The sequence below is a fragment of the Prosthecobacter sp. genome (assembly GCF_044232965.1).
Lineage (GTDB): Bacteria > Verrucomicrobiota > Verrucomicrobiia > Verrucomicrobiales > Verrucomicrobiaceae > Prosthecobacter.
The window spans coordinates 83429-99802 of the sequence record NZ_JBIIKX010000017.1; the positions used below are offsets into that span (position 1 = coordinate 83429).

16 protein-coding genes are annotated in these 16374 nt (G+C 60.3%); 3 read left to right on the forward strand and 13 right to left on the reverse strand.

All coding sequences use genetic code 11. The features are described 5' to 3' along the window. Nucleotides 1-144: 144 nt before the first annotated feature. From ACILSI_RS09745 to ACILSI_RS09775, 7 genes are all read right to left on the reverse strand, one after another. Nucleotides 145-1029 carry a general secretion pathway protein GspK gene (locus ACILSI_RS09745; RefSeq protein WP_395721683.1) on the reverse strand — a complete coding sequence of 295 codons (885 nt, stop codon included), beginning with the start codon at nucleotides 1027-1029 and terminating at the stop codon, nucleotides 145-147. Nucleotides 1030-1091: 62 nt separating this feature from the next. Then, on the reverse strand, nucleotides 1092-2030 hold the full coding sequence (locus ACILSI_RS09750; protein ID WP_395721684.1) for a type II secretion system protein: 939 nt from the start codon (nucleotides 2028-2030) through the stop codon (nucleotides 1092-1094). Further along, entirely contained in the window at nucleotides 2005-2406 is a 402-nt protein-coding gene (locus ACILSI_RS09755) for a hypothetical protein (RefSeq protein WP_395721685.1), read from the reverse strand. The genes ACILSI_RS09750 and ACILSI_RS09755 overlap by 26 nt, the downstream gene beginning before the upstream one ends. Beyond that, complete coding sequence (locus tag ACILSI_RS09760; protein WP_395721686.1) at nucleotides 2403-3098, reverse strand: Tfp pilus assembly protein FimT/FimU; 696 nt, start codon at nucleotides 3096-3098, stop codon at nucleotides 2403-2405. The genes ACILSI_RS09755 and ACILSI_RS09760 overlap by 4 nt, the downstream gene beginning before the upstream one ends. A 6-nt stretch (nucleotides 3099-3104) precedes the next feature. Further along, nucleotides 3105-3557 carry a type II secretion system major pseudopilin GspG gene (gene gspG / locus ACILSI_RS09765; protein WP_395721687.1) on the reverse strand — a complete coding sequence of 151 codons (453 nt, stop codon included), beginning with the start codon at nucleotides 3555-3557 and terminating at the stop codon, nucleotides 3105-3107. A 65-nt stretch (nucleotides 3558-3622) separates the two neighbouring features. Further along, complete coding sequence (locus ACILSI_RS09770; protein ID WP_395721688.1) at nucleotides 3623-4852, reverse strand: type II secretion system F family protein; 1230 nt, start codon at nucleotides 4850-4852, stop codon at nucleotides 3623-3625. 36 nt (nucleotides 4853-4888) lie between these two features. Continuing rightward, on the reverse strand, nucleotides 4889-6586 hold the full coding sequence (locus ACILSI_RS09775; protein ID WP_395721689.1) for a GspE/PulE family protein: 1698 nt from the start codon (nucleotides 6584-6586) through the stop codon (nucleotides 4889-4891). 112 nt (nucleotides 6587-6698) lie between these two features. Here ACILSI_RS09775 and ACILSI_RS09780 point away from each other — a divergent pair, with 112 nt between their 5' ends. Genes ACILSI_RS09780 through ACILSI_RS09790 form a run of 3 tightly spaced genes read left to right on the forward strand, consistent with a single transcriptional unit; the run spans nucleotide 6699 to nucleotide 9044 of the window. Further along, a complete protein-coding gene (locus tag ACILSI_RS09780) occupies nucleotides 6699-7325 on the forward strand; it encodes a L,D-transpeptidase (RefSeq protein WP_395721690.1) in 627 nt (208 codons plus the stop codon). Between the two features lie 36 nt (nucleotides 7326-7361). Then, nucleotides 7362-8606 (forward strand): 4-hydroxy-3-methylbut-2-enyl diphosphate reductase, encoded by a 1245-nt coding sequence (locus ACILSI_RS09785; RefSeq protein WP_395721691.1) that lies wholly within the window; start codon nucleotides 7362-7364, stop codon nucleotides 8604-8606. 3 nt (nucleotides 8607-8609) lie between these two features. Next, nucleotides 8610-9044, forward strand: a complete 435-nt coding sequence (locus tag ACILSI_RS09790) for an acyl-CoA thioesterase (protein WP_395721692.1) — start codon at nucleotides 8610-8612, stop codon at nucleotides 9042-9044. On the opposite strand, the gene ACILSI_RS09795 is transcribed toward ACILSI_RS09790, so the two are convergent. The 6 genes from ACILSI_RS09795 to ACILSI_RS09820 form a co-directional block, all read right to left on the reverse strand. Next, nucleotides 9041-11632 (reverse strand): DNA topoisomerase III, encoded by a 2592-nt coding sequence (locus tag ACILSI_RS09795; RefSeq protein ID WP_395721693.1) that lies wholly within the window; start codon nucleotides 11630-11632, stop codon nucleotides 9041-9043. The two genes, ACILSI_RS09790 and ACILSI_RS09795, sit on opposite strands and share 4 nt — an antisense overlap. Nucleotides 11633-11855: 223 nt before the next feature. Further along, entirely contained in the window at nucleotides 11856-12542 is a 687-nt protein-coding gene (locus tag ACILSI_RS09800) for a hypothetical protein (protein ID WP_395721694.1), read from the reverse strand. A 387-nt stretch (nucleotides 12543-12929) separates the two neighbouring features. Further along, the gene (surE, locus tag ACILSI_RS09805; protein ID WP_395721695.1) at nucleotides 12930-13619 is read right to left on the reverse strand and encodes a 5'/3'-nucleotidase SurE; all 690 of its coding nucleotides are present in this window, start codon (nucleotides 13617-13619) and stop codon (nucleotides 12930-12932) included. Next, nucleotides 13619-14611 carry an MDR family NADPH-dependent oxidoreductase gene (locus tag ACILSI_RS09810; protein ID WP_395721696.1) on the reverse strand — a complete coding sequence of 331 codons (993 nt, stop codon included), beginning with the start codon at nucleotides 14609-14611 and terminating at the stop codon, nucleotides 13619-13621. Before ACILSI_RS09810 ends, surE begins: the two co-directional genes overlap by 1 nt. A 43-nt stretch (nucleotides 14612-14654) precedes the next feature. Continuing rightward, nucleotides 14655-15539, reverse strand: coding sequence for a sugar phosphate isomerase/epimerase family protein (locus tag ACILSI_RS09815; RefSeq protein WP_395721697.1), 885 nt, complete (start codon nucleotides 15537-15539; stop codon nucleotides 14655-14657). A gap of 46 nt (nucleotides 15540-15585) precedes the next feature. Continuing rightward, nucleotides 15586-16374, reverse strand: a 789-nt coding sequence (locus ACILSI_RS09820; protein ID WP_395721698.1) for a hypothetical protein, incomplete at its 5' end; no start/stop codon positions are given.

Consider the following 16374-nt stretch of genomic DNA (forward strand, 5'->3'; position numbering starts at 1 on the left):
CGGGTGGTAGAGGCGGTTACAACGTGCGGGAACCAGGGAAGTTGCGACGGGAAATGACGAATGTGGAATGACGAATGACGAGCCGACTGTCGAGCGATTTTTCGTCATTCGCTCATTCGGGAATTCGTCATTCCGCGAATGCGGCTACTCCTCCATGCGCCCCAGGTAAGTCAGCGCCCCGGTTTCCGCGTTGCGGCGGGTGACGACGATGATTTTGGCGCGTTTGGTGCCCACCCAGCCGATGCTGGTGATGCGACGCAGGCTGGTGTCATCGTCATTCACGATGCCACGGATGGCGTTTAACTTGTCGCCGCTGAGGCCGAGGAGCTGGTAGGCCTCCTCATCGCGGATGCGGCGATCATCCTCGGTACCGGGGATGCCGTCCGCGCCATCGCGTTCGGTGATGAAGCGGTTCACATCGCTTTCAGAGGCACCGGTCACGGCCAGCAGCACGTCTTTGAAGACCGTGCGCAGGTCGATCTGCCCTTCACCGTAGATGCTGAAATACTCGCGCCAGTCCGGCTTCCGGCGGTCCACGGCCTCCATGCCGCGCACCAGCAGCATCTCGTCCACGCGCACAAAGCCCTGGTTACGCGGCGCGTCGTAAATGCCGAGCTGCTGGTAGTAGTCGGCCTCCGCGCCGTTCGCGCGTGGAGATTTGTCATTGTCGATCCAATCGGCCAGCGAGTCGGCGGCGATGGCGGCGGACTCGGCGTCGAGCTGCCAAAAAATGAAGAGATTGTAGATCGCCTCGCGCAGGCGCTCATCCGTGGCGTAATTGATCGGAATGCGGGCGCCTTCGTAATTAATCACGACATCAAAACCGCTTTCCGGCCCGATTTGCTGCTTCAGGACCAAGTCGCCGCGTCGTGTGTTCGGGTGCATGCCCACCGCGAGGCCGCTTTCCGCCAGATGCAGGGCGCGAAACTCATACGCCGCCAGTTTGGCCTCCTCCGCGCTGGAGCGGACATATTCCACCACGCCCATGACGGTGATGGACATGAGCAGCACGGCCCAGATCATGAGCATGAGGGCTGAACCGCGTTTCCGGCGCGATTGGCTGAGATTCGCTGAATTGGATGAGTGCGCTTTCATTGCTGGGGTCTGCCTCCTCCTTGTGGTGCGTCACCACCTCCGCCGGGGGCACCGCCACCACCTTGTCCACCGCGCCCGCCTCCATCACCACCACGTCCGCCGCCATCGCCGCCGCGACCTCCTCCTCCGCCCCCTCCTGCGGGTGCTCCACCGCCACCACCACCGCCTGTTGGCTGGGTGACCGTGGATGATGTTGATGTGCTGCTGGTGGTGGAGGAAGACGAAGGACTCGGTGTCCTGCCGGGTGAGAGTGCGATCACCGGAGCGGTGTACACCATGCGGATCGGCAGCGTGCGGTTTTTGAGCACCAACAAGCCTTCGATCAAATCAGGCCAGGCGGATTTGCTCCACTCCTCATACCACGTCTGCTCTTTCTCGACATAAAACCGCCACTTGAAAGACACCACGTCAGGCAGCAGCGGCATCCAGTAGCGTCCTTCTTCGTCGGGCGCGTACAAACCAGTCGTCTCCTGCCGGATGCCGGTCTGTCTTTCGTCCGTCTGCGGGATCAAATCCTCGCGTGAGATGCTCAGGTAGTGAAGGGGCATATTGTTGTCGTCCACCAAGCCGTCAGGATGCGGGCGCAACCTCAGAATGGTGTCTTTTAACGTGATGGGGTTCATCCCAAAGGGGAAACAATCGGGTGAACCGGCCACCGTCAGTTCCTGAATGATCGGTTCGGTGTTCTGCACCAGTTTCAGACTCAGCGTGGCCGTGGCAGGCAGCGAGGAGAAGGTTTTGCGGCTGAGTTCGATGAAACGGTTCACCGAGTCGCTCTCCCGTTGCAGTTGCTCGATCTCCGAGGCACCGCGCATCGAGCCACGGATGATGGCGAACAGCGTCGCCGTGATCATCGAGAGCAGCGTGATGCCGATCACGACCTCGATCAGGGTGAAGGCGGCGCGCCGTCTATTGCTGGGCGGGCTTGTAAACATAGACACTCAGGGTGGCCTCCTCCGGCACGTCGTTGAAGCTCGACGTGGCTTTGATGGTCAGGTTGTAGATGTCAGTCAGATTGCTGCCGCTGGTGGTGCGAAGTGTCACCGGCTCCGTGCTGCTGGTGTAGGTGACGCCGTAGGTCGTATCCATCGAGGTGGTGCTCATGTCCGCCAGCGGCTTGCGCCGGATCTCCTCCAAAAAATTGCGCATGCCGATGCGGATGATCTGATCACGCTTCAACAAATTCGCCGTCTCCAGCGCCTGGTTCAGCGATTTCGCCAGCCCGAGCACCGCGATGGCGAAAATTCCCAGCGCGAGCACGAGCTCGAACAGGATGTAGCCGGGGCGGCGATGGCGACGGGATGTTTTCATCGCAGATCGACGCTCTCTTTCACGATGTCCGCTGTGAGGGCCGCGAATTCGACATCGAACGTCGCGGATTCGCGCTCGACGTGGACTTTAAGCGGCTGGCAGATGCCGCTGGGCTGAAAGACCCACAGTTTCACCAGATCGCCCTCAAGAAAGACCGGTTCCGTGTCGTACCAAAACTGGAGCGCATACTGCATGTCCTCCGGCATCTCGTACTTCTCAGCCCAGTGCTCGTCATACTTCGGCGCGGGTGGTGCCATGGGCAGGTCCGTGGTCTTGGTGAGCTTGCCGCCGTTGTCGAGGTCGTTCGTTTCGAAGGGTTTTTCTTCTGCGGGCGGATTTTCCGCCGTGGCGATGAATTCCTCCAGTTCGGCGAGCTGGAGGTAGGGATTGAAGTAACGCGAAGCCGTGAAGCCCTTGCTGTGAAAAGCCACCTGATACGGACGCTTCTCCGTCATGGCCCGCATGCGCACCTCACGCGCCAATTGTACCAACTTTGCCACTGGCTCGCGTGCTTGCCGCTCGTCCTGAAATCCCTTCAGCATCGGCACCGCCGCCGCCGCCAGCACGGCGACGATGGTCAGGGCGATGATGATCTCGATCAGCGTGAACGCCGGCATGAACAACGAATGACGATGGTGAAGTCGATCACCCGTGTCATGGCTGTCATTCGTGCTTCGGCATTCGAGTTTCATGGATTCTTACTTTGCCGCTGTCGGCTTCCAGTTTCCGATGTCGTCTTCCGTGCCGTCTTGGCCGTCGGCTCCCACGGTCCACACATCGTAGTCGTCTTTCGATTTCTGGGGTGGGATGCGATACTTGTATTCCTGGCCCCAGGGGTCTTTCGGCACTTCCTTCATGAAGGAACGATAGTTTTCGGGAATCGGCTCCATGGTCGGTTTTTCCACCAGAGCCTTCAAGCCCTGCTCGGTCGTCGGCTTGCGCAGGGCGCGTGACTCGTAGGATTGCAGCGCGAGGCCGATGGCTTGGAGGTCACTGCCAACGCGCGTGTCCTTGGCGGAGTCGATCTGGCCTTTGAGCAGGTAAATCGAGCCGGAGGCTAGAATGGCGATGATGGTCAGTGTGATCACGATTTCGATGAGCGTGAAGGCGGCGGTGCGGCGGATGCGGGCTTTCGGAGTGCGGTGTTTCATGGTGGAGGGATTGAACAGGGAAGGGAACGTGATGAACAGGAAGAAATAGCCTTGGTTTCGCCGCATCAGCCGCCGCCACGGATGCCGGTGACGCTCTGCGCGATGGCGGCGACGATGGAATAGGCCACAGTGCCGACCATGACGGCCATGATGACAAGGATGATCGGTGTGATCATGGCGGTCATGCGCTTGATGCGCTTGTCCAGCTCCTTGTCGTAGCGTGCGGCGCACTTTTCCATCGACTTTCCGAGCTGGCCGGTCTGCTCGCCCACTGCGATCATGTCCGCCAGCAGGAGCGGGAAGCTGCCGGCCTTGCGCAGGGCCGTGGAAAGCGGCGCACCTTCGGAAACCATGGCAGTGACCTTGGCCAGCAGGTTTTGAATGAACACGTTGGCCGAGATCTTCGACACCAGCCGGATGCTGTTCAGCAGCGGCACGCCGTTGGTGACCAGATTGCCCAGCGAATGAGCGAACTGCGCGTAGAAGCGCATACTCATAATCGCGCCAAACAACGGCAGCTTCAGCCGCGTCTCATCCCACCAGAGGCGGCCCTTGGGACTGGAAATGTAGCCGCGAAAGGTCAGAAAGACGGCGGTGATGGTGATGAGGATGGCCCACCACCACTGGCCCATGAAGTTGTTGAAGCTAATGAGCAACTGAGTGGCCGCCGGGAGCTGCTGGCCGTTTTTTCCCATCAAATCCATGATCTGCGGCACCATGAAGGTCATGAACACGACCATGAGCACCACACACGCGCCGAGCAGGAAGGCGGGATAAATCATCGCCTGCGTCACCTTGGCCTGAAGGTCGGCCATCACGGCGAGGTTCGTGGCCAGACGCCGCAAAATGCTCGGCAGCGAGCCGCTGACCTCACCTGCGGCGGCCAGATTGCAGTACAACTCGTCAAAACTCGGTGACGCTTTCTTTAGCGCCTTCGCCACCGTGGAACCTTCGCGCAACTCGTTGCGCATCGTCGTCGCGACGCGTCGCATCACCTCGGCCTCCTGCCGTTCCTGCATCACACGGAACGCTTGGTCGATTTGCAGGCCGCCATCGAGCAAATCCGCCACTTCTTCCGTGAAGTGAATCAACTGCGCTCGTTTCAACTTCACCGGGCCTTCCGCCGCATCCGCCTTGGCCTGCGCCGCAGCAGATTTCTCCTCCTGCGTGACCTTCACCGGTGTGAGAGCCTGCGCCTCGATCTTCCGAAACGCCTCCGCCCGCGATCCAACGGTGACAGAGCCAGTGACGGTCTGTCCGGTGGCAGTGAGAGCGGTATAGGCAAAGGCGGGCATGGCGCGTTATTAATTCAGCGAGGCTCGATTGCAATCTCACTCACTGGCCGCCGTGACTGTCATGACTTCCTCAAGCGTGGTGACGCCCTCGGTGGCTTTACGGAAGCCATACTGGCGCATTGGCACCATGCCGTCTTTGAGCGCCTGGGCTTTGAGCTCCATGGTGTTGGCGCGGTTGTTGATCTTGTCCTGCAGCGCCTCGGTCATGAGGCAGATTTCCATGATGGCGAGGCGGCCGGTGAAGCCGGTGTTGCGGCAGGAACGGCAGCCGCCAGGCTTGAAAAGTTTGCCTTTCCATTCCATCGGGAAACCGATGGTGCGAAGGTGGCTGTCCTCATGATGCGCGGGTTGTTTGCAGATGCCGCAGAGTGTGCGGACAAGGCGCTGGGCCTGGAAGGCACGAACAGACGATGAAATCATGAAGGGTTCGATGCCCATGTCGAGCAGACGGGAGATGCCGCCGACGGCGTCGTTCGTGTGCAGTGTGGAAAACACCAAGTGACCGGTCAACGCACCACGGATGGCGATCTCGACGGTTTCCTGGTCGCGCATTTCACCGACCATGATCACATTCGGATCGCCACGCAGAATGCTGCGCAGGCCGGCGGCGAAGGTGAGGTCGATCTCCGGCTTCACGGCGATCTGAATGATGCCGTCGAGCTTGTTTTCAACCGGGTCTTCGATGGTGACGATGCGGCGTTCTTTGGTGTTCAACTCCTTGAGGAAGGTGTAAAGCGTGGACGACTTGCCGGAGCCGGTCGGGCCGGTGACGAGAATGATGCCATTCGGCGCAGCGAGCAGCTTGCGGATGGTGGCCTCGGTCTTGTCGTCGAGTCCGAGCATCGAGATGTCGAATTTTTTGCGTGTGAGCAGACGGAGGGCAACGGATTCGCCGTTCACGCTCGGGATCGTCGCCACGCGGACGTCGATCGGTTCCCCATCGAGCTCCAGATTGATGCGGCCGTCCTGCGGCATGCGGCGCTCGGCGATGTCGAGGTGCGCCATGATTTTCAGGCGCGAGATCAACGATGCCTGGAGCAGGCGCATGTTCGGCGGCACGGGGACTTCGAGCAGCTTGCCATCGACGCGGTAGCGGATGCGCAGATCGCGCTCCAACGGCTCGACGTGGATATCCGTCGCGCGTTCCTTGAGTCCCTCGCGGAAGACCTGGTTCACGAAATTCATCACCGTGGCCTCCTCGTCGGCCTCGTCGAGCACAGTGGTCTCCTGCTTCATGTCGTCATTGTCGTCACCTGCCTCGCGGCCTTCGAGCAACTCCTCAAAATTCTCCGCGCCGACGCCGTAGCCTTGATGCAGCGCTTCCAAAATGCGGTGGCGTGGCGCGATCTGCCAGTGGACACGTTTGTGCAGCTCCTGGCCCACGGCTTGACGGGCACTGAGATCAAAGGGGTTGTAGGTGAGGATGGTCACCTCGCCATTCGCCACCTGCGCCGGGCAGATGCGGTGCCGCAGCGCCAATTTGGCCGGGAAACGGTTGTGCAACCCCTCCGCGGCATCAGCAATGCCGTTTTCCGCGAACGGCATGCCGAGGCCGGTGGCCAGTTGGGCGAAAAAGCGGTCCTCATCGACCATGTTCGCATCCACGAGCGCCTCGATCAGCGGCTGATGCTTGTCAGAGGCGAGTTCGAGGGTGTGTCGCAGGCGGGTGGGCTCCTCGCATCCGGCGCTGGCAGCGGTGCGGACGAGAACGTCGATCAGGGTGGGGGCGGGCATGAGTGTCGATACAACGCGGAGCCGTGGGCAAAGTTTCGCCGTGTGTCAACGTGGCTCGCAGCAAGAAAAACCGGTGGAGCGTGGGCGAAGTCGTGCTAATGGCAGCCCTCGCATGAAGACCATCACCCACGTTCTCCGTTGTTCTGTCAAATTACTCGCCCTCACCGGACTCGCCCTCGCCATGAGCCAGTGCGCTGCTGTGAAGAAAAGAGGCAGTTATTCCGTGCATTTTGACCCGCCTGCCAAAGCGGTGAAAAACCCTTCTAACGTGAAGGTGAAGCTCAGCACTGGTGCCCAGCGCGTGTATGTGATGGAAGGCAATGAAGTCCTGCTCGCCACGCCCTGCTCTGTGGGCACCGCCAGCACTCCGACCCCCCATGGCACCTTCAGCATTTACAGCAAGGTGGCCAACCGCCGCCGTGTGAGCAGCCCTGGTGCTGGTTATCCGATGACCTTCTGGATGGAGTTCAAGTCCGCCTATGGCATGCACTGGGGCTGGGTGAAGCCTTATCCCTGCACCCATGGTTGTGTGCGTCTGCCGATCAAGTCGGCCCAGAAAATCTTCAGCATGGTCAGAAGCGGCACGCCGCTCATCATCGCCAGTTCGCATCCTGAGGACGCCACCATTGGCAAGACATTGCCTGTTCTCGACGACAGCACCCTCGCCGACCCGCCAGACTCCTACATGCTGAGCAACAAGGTCTTCGAAGACGCCGCCAAGGGCAAAATGTACTATTGATCGGCTGTTTCGTTGCCCAGCCCCAGAATTTTTTCGATGTCTGCTCCAGCTCCCTCTCCTGCCTCCCGCCGTGTGAATGTACGCACCCCGGAGGTCATGGAGCGTGTGCAGGCGGAGGTGGAGACCCACTACCGCAGCATCATCGTTGAAAAAATTCGCGCCCAGGGAAGCGTGCTGACCGTGGGCAACACCACGGTTCGGCTCGCTCGTGATTTTGGCTTCTGCTATGGCGTGGAGCGTGCCATCGACCTGGCCTATGCAGCGCGAAAGGTCTTTGCTGACCGCAAAGTCTATCTTCTGGGCGAGATCATTCACAACCAGGAGGTCAACCGGCAGCTCACTGAAATGGGAGTCATCAGCATTCCTATCTCGGAGCACGAGTCCGCGATTTCGACACTCAACCCAGAAGACGTCGTCATTGTGCCGGCTTTTGGCGCGGAAACGCGGTTGATGAAACTCATTTCCGAACGTGGCTGCCTCGTGGTCGATACGACCTGCGGGGACGTGATGAGCGTGTGGAAGCGGGTGCGCCAGTATGCGAAGACCGGTTTTACTTCGATCATTCATGGCAAGGCATCGCACGAGGAAACTCGTGCCACCTCCTCACGAGCCATGGGCGATGACGGCATGGGCAATTATCTCGTCGTGCTCACGCTGGCGGATGTGGATTACGTCTGTGATTACATCCGCCACGGTGGCGACAAAGAAGCCTTTCTGAAGCGCTTTCCACCCGGAGCGCATTCGTTCGGTTTCGATCCCGACCTGCACCTCACGCGTGTCGGTGTCGCGAATCAGACCACGATGCTCAAATCGGAGACGGAGGAAGTTCAGCGCCGTTTGAAGCAAGCGGTGCTCGACCGTCATGGGCCTGTGGCAGGTGAGCAGAACTTCCAGGTCTTTGACACGATCTGTGGCGCCACCCAGGAGCGGCAGGACTCCTTGTTCGGCCTGCTGCGGCAGCCGTTGGATGTGCTGCTCGTTGTCGGCGGCTACAACAGCTCCAACACGACGCATCTGGTGGAAATTGGAGAACAGCAGCTCCCCACATTTTTCATCCGCACCGCAGATTGCCTCAAATCTCTGGAGCAAATCGTGCATTTTGACCTCCATTTGAAGGCGGAGAAGGAGAGTTATTCCACCAAGCTCGCCAGCGATGAGCCGGTGATCGTGGGCATCACCGCTGGAGCTTCCTGCCCGAGCAACCTCATCGAAGACACCGTGCTGCGTGTCTTCCAACTGCGCGGTGTCGATGAGGCAGCCGTGCGGACCGTCTTGAACTGAGTCATGCACACGCCGACCATCGAAACCCGCGAAGAAGTGATGTTTTTCGACACCGACTGCGGGGGTGTCGTCCACAACATCGCCTATCTGCGCATGATTGAGACCGCGCGCACTCGCCTCGCGGCTTTGATGGGCATGAAACTGCGCGAGATGGCGCAGACGCATCTTTATCCCGTCGTGGTGCGCACCGAGATTGACTACAAGAAGCCTGCGAAGCTTGGGGATGAGTTGGTCATCCACGGAAGGCTCGAAAGCGTCGAGCGTGTGCGCTTCTGGTGCGCCTTTGAGATGCGGCGTGCCGAGGACAACGCCCTGCTCATCACCTGCCGCCAGTCATTGGCGCTCGTGCAGATGCCGGAGGGCAAGCCATCACGCCTTCCTGAGGTGTGGAAGGTGAAGTACAAGCATCTGATCAAAGTGAAGCAGGAGGCGGTTTAACCCCGCCCACGGACGCCCGCTGGTTTCTTGGGCTTCTTTTCCGCCTTGGGCTTCGCTTCACGCGGCGGGAATTCCCAGCTCATAATGCGTTTTTCGCCGGGCGTGCAGACCAGGAAGGTGCTGAACGGACGGCCGCGTTTGGAGATCATGCCGGTGATGAGCGAGGTTTTGCCGTCGGCGAAGAACTCACGCGCGTTTTCGGGCGTGATGTCTTTTTGGCAGAGCTTCTTCGGCATACGGGCGTTGCACTTCGTGGACTCGGTGGCGGCGATCTTGCACTGGTAGCCGTCGGGCGTGTCGTAAATCTTCTGCCCGGCACGGCCTTTCTTGGCACAGACCGGGCAGTCGGTGATCACCGGGCATTCGTCCCAGTTGATGGCGTCGGGATCGTTGCCCTCGAAGACAAAGGCGATCTTCATGTCGTCCTTGATCTGGAGCGCGGCGGTGAAGTCCTTGCCCTTCTTGCTGCGGAAACCTTCGAGCGGGCCGATGAAGCGTTTTTCAATGAGCGTGCGCAGCTCGTCTTCGGACATCGTGCGACCGGCCACGGCTTTGTACACGCGCACCTTGCACTTGGGGTTTTTGCAGCCGTAGAACTCCTCGGTCTGCTTGTAGCCTTCCTTGCTGCCGCAAACGCCGCAGGTGGCCTTGAATTCGGGATAAACCTTGTCCTTCGCCTCCTTGGAGTAGGCTTTGGTCTTTTCCACGACCTGGCTGGTGACCTTGCGGATCTCGCTCATGAAGCTGTCACGGTCGAGTTCGCGGTGCTCCATCTGCCGGAGCTTGTATTCCCACTGGCCGGTCATTTCAGGCGAGCTGAGCGCCTCAATGCCGATGGCGCTGATTTGATCAATGAGCGCGAGTCCTTTCGCGGTCACATGCATATCACGCTGAACACGCTCGATGTAGCGGTCCATGATGAGGCCTTCAATGATCGCCGCACGCGTGGCGGGAGTGCCGAGACCGCGTTCGCTCATCGCTTCGGCGATTTCCTCGTCTTCCACAAACTTGCCGGCAGTTTCCATTGTGCCCAGCAGCGTGGCTTCCGTGTAGCGTGGTGGCGGCTTGGTCTGGTGCTCGTTGACCTCGACATCCAGCGTCTTCGCGATGTCACCACTGTTTGCGGCCACCAGCAGCTTGGCTGCGTCCTCACCGCTCTCGGCGGTTTCTTCAGCGGCCTTTTTTCCGTAAACCGAGAGCCAGCCTGCTTCCTTGAGCACTTTGCCGTCGCTCTTGAATGCATCCTGACCCACGCGGGTGATGCGGGTGGTCACTTCAAACTCTGCGGCGGGGAAGAACACGGCTACGAAGCGGCGCGCGACCATGTCGAACAGCTTCTGCTCGGCCTCTGGCAGTTCCTTCGGCGGAATCTGGCCGGTGGGGATGATGGCGAAGTGGTCGCTGACCTTGCTGCTGTCAAAGATGCGCTTGTTGAGCTTCACCCACTTGTTGTCCAGCGCGGTGGCGGCATGCGTGCCCAGCTCATGCGGCAGCGCGTCCTGCTTGCGGCTGTCGTGGCTGGCGAATGTTTTGAGCGTGTCGGTGACGGTGCTGAGATAATCTTCCGGCAGATGGCGGGAGTCCGTACGCGGATAGGTGAGGACTTTAAACTTCTCATACAGCGCCTGCGCGATTTGCAGGGTGCGGCGGGCGGAGAAACCGAAGCGGTTGCTGGCCTCGCGTTGCAGGCTGGTCAAATCGTAGAGCAGGGGGGCCGCCTGGCGGGCGGGCTTGGTGGTCTGCTCGATGACGCCCGGCTTGCCGTTGCAACGATCCGCGATGGCCTGGGCCGATCCTTCATCCCAAAGGCGCTCGGCCTTCTTGTGCTCGTCGTTCTCGTCCTTTTTATGGCCTTCATTGATCCAGCGGCCTTGGTAACGGCCCGCAGGCACTTCAAACAGCGCGATGGCCTCAAAGTAGGTGCGCGGCACAAACGCGGCGATCTCACGCTCGCGCCGGGCCAGGATCGAGAGCGTGGGGGTCTGCACGCGCCCCACCGGGGTGAGGCGGAAGCCGCCGTGGCGTGAATTCAGCGCGGTGAGGGCGCGCGTGCCATTGATGCCGACCAGCCAGTCGCTCTCGCTGCGGCATTTCGCGGCATCCGCCAGCGGCATCATCTCCTCGTCACTACGCAGATGCTTGTACGCGTCGAGAATGGAGCCCTGGGTCATGGACTGCATCCACAGGCGCTTGATCGGCTTCTTCGTGCCCGTGGCATCCACAATATAACGGAAAATCAGTTCCCCCTCGCGGCCGGCATCGCAGGCATTGATGACGCTGTCGATGTCCTTGCGCTTGAGCAGCTTGGCCAGGAGCTTGTAGCGGTCGGCGCTTTGCTCAATGGGGTTCAGCTCAAACTGCTCCGGCATGATCGGCAGGCTGGTGAAGCCCCAGCCGACCTTTTTGCCGTTCACCATGGGCATGCCCAGCTCCAGCAGATGGCCGACGGCCGAGGAGATCACATGTGTGTCGTTCTCATACCAGTCCTTTTCCTTCACAAAAGGCTTCATGCCGGGGGCTTTGGCGAGCGCACGAGCTAAATCGGCGGCGACACTGGGCTTTTCGGCAATGATCAGGGCTTTGGGCATGTGCGTGTGAACAGGGTTGGTCGGAAAAAAGAGGCTACTTAGGGCATGCTTTCGCCCTGGATGTCAAGGCGGGTGCTCTTCAGGCAGCAAAACCGGCGGATTGTTCAATGAATACGTGCAGCAAGGCAAGGGGCCGCCGCCATGTCCCAACCCCGAGTGATGGACGCCCTCGTCCGCAGTCGTCCCCCACATCCATTGAGGCAGCGGGGAGTGTTCCCGGCCATCAAGGGGTTTTCTTGAAGGGGGGGGCGGGCGGGAGGAGGCTCATCGGCACTGGCAACGCCGAGCGGACCTCCACAGTGGGCGGTGCTGCAACGGCACGGGGAAGCTCCACGCTTGGCGGCATGGGGCTCCGTTCCCTGCTCTGAGAGATGGGGGAAGGTGACAGCAGCACTCCCGCCTGACCCGTGAGCGTCTGAGCTCCCGCTGGGGTCTGCGAAGTTGGCAGCACCGTGCCATCGGGCGCACGATCCAGCACAAAACCGCTGAAGTCTGAAGGCAGCGGCACGCTTCGGCCGTCCGCCATGAGCACCTGTCCCTTCGGCACCAGCCCCGCATCCACCCGCATCATGCGGCCGTTGCGGATCAGATAGGCCTGTCCGCGCACGGCGAAGAGCCCCTCGCGCACCGACGGGGTGGCATCATTGACGAAATCGGTCGGCAGGGTCACGAGTCGCCCTTCGGAGGTCAGCACCCGGCCCTCCGGCACCAGGATGGCATCCACTAGCACCGCACGGCTGTTGCGAATGAGGTAGGTCTGACCGCGATGGAACACGATGCCGTCATGCACCACGCTCGTCACCCGCTCCGTGGGCTGAAATTCCAGGGCGCGGGGGATGCCGGACTGGGCGGCGGCAGAGCCATGGCAGGCCAGCACCGCGGCGAGGAGGATCAATGGATGAAATTTCATAGGATGGGTCGATGGTCAGGCTCACACTGCCTTCAGCACATCCCTAGCCCGCCACCGTCTCCCACACCATGGGGTGTCCAACCCAAACTCTGGCTCCGGCGGGCCTGCACGACATGCAGCGCGGTCAGTCGCCTACCATCCTCGGGCCTTACACCGGAGACGAGTTGTCCGTGGGCCCTGCTTGCCGCATGGCAAAGGAGATGCTGATTTAATGAGTCTTCTTCGCTTATGCGGGCAGCCCGTATCGTCCGCTCACTCCAGGGGCACTGTGCCCACGAAGAGATGTCTCTGCCAACCATCGCAAACGACTGCAAACGATGGCAAGCCTCCTGATCGAGGACGAGTAGGATTTCCAACAACGGCAAACCTGCCTGATCATGAGGCGACTCAGACGTGCAGGAGGGAAACGGCGACGTTGCCACTGAAACAGGCTTCCACATCGGATCCTGGATCACGCGGGCGGGAGGCATAGGACGCGCTGTAGGCGTAGCCGTGCTCGTTTGACGTGTAGGCGACGTTGAGCGGGGAATGCGCGGGCCGGCAGAGGATGCGCGGGGGCAGGGGATCGGCGCCTGGGGGCAGGTGCGGAAGGTTGATGTTCCAGAAGGCACGCTGCGGCTGCTCCTGGACGAGTGTTTCGCGCAGGATTTCAGCGATCCAGGTAGAGGCGCGGCTCCAGTCAACGTGCAGGTCACGGATCAGGTAGTGCGAGAGGGACAGAGAGCGCACACCGTGATACGCGGCCTCGCGGGCAGCTGCGACGGTGCCGGAGATGACGATGTCCTGGCCCATGTTGCCACCGGCATTGATGCCGGAGAGCACGAGATCTGGTCTGGCATCGAGCGCGAACAACGCCAGACGCACGCAGTCGGCTGGTGTGCCGTGGACGGCGTGCCGGTTTTCTCCTTGGGCTTCGACCTTGAGCGGCTGATGCGTGGTGACACGATGGCCGCACTGGCTTTGCTCAAAGGCCGGAGCCACAACCACTGACTGCCAGCCGAGCTGCCGCACGGCCTCTTCCAAGGCCTGCAAGCCGGGGGCGTGGATGCCATCGTCGTTGGTGAGAAGCACACGCATCAGGGGCACGCGAGGTCGAGGATGACTTTGCCGTGGCGGGAGCCTTCCTGCGCTCGGGTGATGGCCTGTTTGAAATCGGCCAGCGGCACGATTTGATCCACGGCGGTGACGAGATCGCCTTTTTCGATGAGGGCGGTCAAGGGGTCGAGCACATCACGCAGTTCCGGCGTGCTGGCGTTTTCGAACCACTTGGTGATCCACAGGCCGTGAAGCTGGAGGTTTTTGAAGATGAGGAATTTGTTCGGCACTTTCAAGCTGCGTCGGCTCATGGCTCCGTAGGTGACCAGGATGCCTTCGCTGCTGAGAACATCCATGAGGTGGATGGCGCTGTCTCCGCCGACGGCGTTGGTGGCGAGTTTTACCGGTTCGTTGCCGATGATTTTTTTGGCTTCGACGACGCCTTCGTCATTGTCGAGCACCACAGCGTCTGCTCCGAGCGTCTTGAGCTCGTCGATCAGCTCAGGACGGCGCACGAAATTGAGCGTGCGCAGGCCGAAGTGGTGAGCGAGCTGGATCAAGGCGCGGCCCACTCCGGAATTGGCGGCATTTTGCGCCACCCAGGAGCCGGGTTCGAGGTCGGTGTAATGCTTGAGCAAGGCCCAGGCAGTGACCGGGTTGATGCGCAGCATGCTGGCCTGCACTCGGTCGATTTGCGGCGGGAGTTTGGCGAAATGATGTTCCGGGGCGGTGAGGTGCTGCGTCCAGCAGCCGGTGCCGAGCAGTGGGATGACAACATCGCCTTTGGCCAGCGAGACGACGGCTTCGCCGACCTCCTCGACCTCGCCGCAGCCTTCGTGGCCGGGGATGCAGGGCGGGTGCGCGGCTCGTCCATAGGTGCCCTCGATGAAGTTTAGGTCTGCCGGGTTTACGGGCGCGTACCGCATGCGCACGCGGACTTCGTGACCGGAGAGTGGTGTCAGCACTCGTTCACGAAGCTGCAGCACCTCGGCAGGATTGCCCGTCTGGTCGAATTGAAGAAAGCTGGATGACATGGGGACGGATGCGTCGGCCAGAACGCCCCGCAGGTCAAGGTGGTCAGTCCTTGACCTTCATCCTGGCATCCGTGACGAGTTTCATGAACAAGTCGCGCTGCTCAGCCAGAGCTTTGACGCGGTCCTCCGGCTTGGTGCGAGCCTCCAGGCAGACAAAGCCCTCGTAGTCAGTTTCAACGAGCAGTTTGGCGAGCTTGTCATAAGGGTAGTCGCCTTCATTGACCTCACGGATGTGGACCGTCTGGCCGAGGAATTCCTTCACTTTGGCAAAGTTGGCCTCAATGCCCTCGCCTGCGAGATCGTCGGGGTTGGAATTCCAACAGACGCGCACATTGTCGCGCGCGGCGGCTTCCATGATGGTGCGGTTGTGGCCGAGGTCGGAGGTTTCCTTGCCATGAACCTCAAGACGGATATGCTGTCCGAAACCCAGCGCGTAATCACCGAGTTCGGCGAGCGCCTTGCCGATCTGAACGAGAGTTTTTTCGACCGGAACGTCCTTGGGTAATGCGTTGGGCTTCACCTTCACGCCCGTGCCACCGATGTCGTGGCTGAGCTTGATGTATTCCTTGGCTCCGACGATGTTTTTCTTCAGTTCGGCCTCATCGGGGGAGTGAAACTCGAAATTGGTGCCCATGCCGAGCAGCTTGACCTGAGAGTCCGCAAATCGCCCGCGCACCTCCTTGCGCTGTTCCGGGGTGAGGGAGACATCGACTTTGTGCGCGTGCTCGACTCGCAGCTCAACACCCATCACCCTGGCGGTTTCACAATTCTTGATCAAGGTGCGCAGATCCCAGTCCGCGCCCCACATGTAGGTGACGAGTCCGAACTGAATGTTCTCGCCTTTGTAGGAGAGATTGGATGCGGCGGCGAGGGCGGATGCGGCACCGGTTCCGAGAACGGTGTGAAGAAAGTGGCGGCGAGTACTCATGGGCCGAGCATAACGCCAAAACCTCGCCGCACATTGCTTTCTTGTGTCACTCGCCTGCCTGTGCGGCTTTTTCCGCCGCGATGTCCTTGCGGCGGAAGCCCTGGACGCGGCTGTTGCCTTTGTAGAGATAAACTTTTTTCACATCCTCAAGGCGCATGATGACCCATGGGGAGAGGATGTTGCGGCCGTTTTTGGTAAAGACAATGTTGTCGGCCAGATGCACGCAGGAGTGAAAGGCGTCACCGGTGGTGTTATAAAGGAAGAACAAGACATCGGCATACTGGTAAGGCGGCTCTACCGGAATGAAATTTTCCAAGACCTGGCTGGTGGCGAGGCGGGCATCGAGCAGGTATTCATGCGGCTCGTAATTGAAAAAGTTGAGCGAGGTCCAGTGACAGTCCGGCATGACACCGTGCTTGGCCATGTCGAGCCCCGGATAGGTGTACAGCAGTTTGCGTGCGAGGGCGGGCAGCAAGTGGGAAATGCCAAGATCATCAACGCCATCCAGCTCGATGATGGATTGAATCAGGGGTTCCAAGTCCTTGCGGCGGATACCGACACCGAACGACCAGTACTTGATGATTTCATCCGCATGGGAGGTTTTATCCAGCATGAGGCGAACCATCAGATTGCGGGTGCGGGTGCAAGCCTTGAAAATGGTTCGTGCTTCGGAGTCGGATTGGGCGTAGTTGAGCAGTGCAGGGATGTCGCTGAAGGCGATGGTCTCGCCGCGCATGTAGCTGAGTTGCTTGATTTTTTGGATGAGTTCGGGACGCAGTTTGCTGCCTCGGTACCACTCATCCACTGATGTGCCGATGATGAGCACGGGATCGAC

Excerpts from the sequence above, each read along its gene's own strand:
- ACILSI_RS09780 (WP_395721690.1), top strand. The coding sequence starts at position 6,699 with ATGAAGACCATCACCCACGTTCTCCGTTGTTCTGTCAAATTACTCGCC.
- ACILSI_RS09775 (WP_395721689.1), bottom strand. The coding sequence starts at position 6,586 with ATGCCCGCCCCCACCCTGATCGACGTTCTCGTCCGCACCGCTGCCAGC.
- ACILSI_RS09795 (WP_395721693.1), bottom strand. The coding sequence starts at position 11,632 with ATGCCCAAAGCCCTGATCATTGCCGAAAAGCCCAGTGTCGCCGCCGAT.
- ACILSI_RS09785 (WP_395721691.1), top strand. The coding sequence starts at position 7,362 with ATGTCTGCTCCAGCTCCCTCTCCTGCCTCCCGCCGTGTGAATGTACGC.
- ACILSI_RS09755 (WP_395721685.1), bottom strand. The coding sequence starts at position 2,406 with ATGAAAACATCCCGTCGCCATCGCCGCCCCGGCTACATCCTGTTCGAG.
- ACILSI_RS09800 (WP_395721694.1), bottom strand. The coding sequence starts at position 12,542 with ATGAAATTTCATCCATTGATCCTCCTCGCCGCGGTGCTGGCCTGCCAT.
- ACILSI_RS09760 (WP_395721686.1), bottom strand. The coding sequence starts at position 3,098 with ATGAAACTCGAATGCCGAAGCACGAATGACAGCCATGACACGGGTGAT.
- ACILSI_RS09750 (WP_395721684.1), bottom strand. The coding sequence starts at position 2,030 with ATGTTTACAAGCCCGCCCAGCAATAGACGGCGCGCCGCCTTCACCCTG.
- gspG (WP_395721687.1), bottom strand. The coding sequence starts at position 3,557 with ATGAAACACCGCACTCCGAAAGCCCGCATCCGCCGCACCGCCGCCTTC.
- surE (WP_395721695.1), bottom strand. The coding sequence starts at position 13,619 with ATGCGTGTGCTTCTCACCAACGACGATGGCATCCACGCCCCCGGCTTG.
- ACILSI_RS09790 (WP_395721692.1), top strand. The coding sequence starts at position 8,610 with ATGCACACGCCGACCATCGAAACCCGCGAAGAAGTGATGTTTTTCGAC.
- ACILSI_RS09770 (WP_395721688.1), bottom strand. The coding sequence starts at position 4,852 with ATGCCCGCCTTTGCCTATACCGCTCTCACTGCCACCGGACAGACCGTC.
- ACILSI_RS09810 (WP_395721696.1), bottom strand. The coding sequence starts at position 14,611 with ATGTCATCCAGCTTTCTTCAATTCGACCAGACGGGCAATCCTGCCGAG.
- ACILSI_RS09745 (WP_395721683.1), bottom strand. The coding sequence starts at position 1,029 with ATGCTCATGATCTGGGCCGTGCTGCTCATGTCCATCACCGTCATGGGC.
- ACILSI_RS09815 (WP_395721697.1), bottom strand. The coding sequence starts at position 15,539 with ATGAGTACTCGCCGCCACTTTCTTCACACCGTTCTCGGAACCGGTGCC.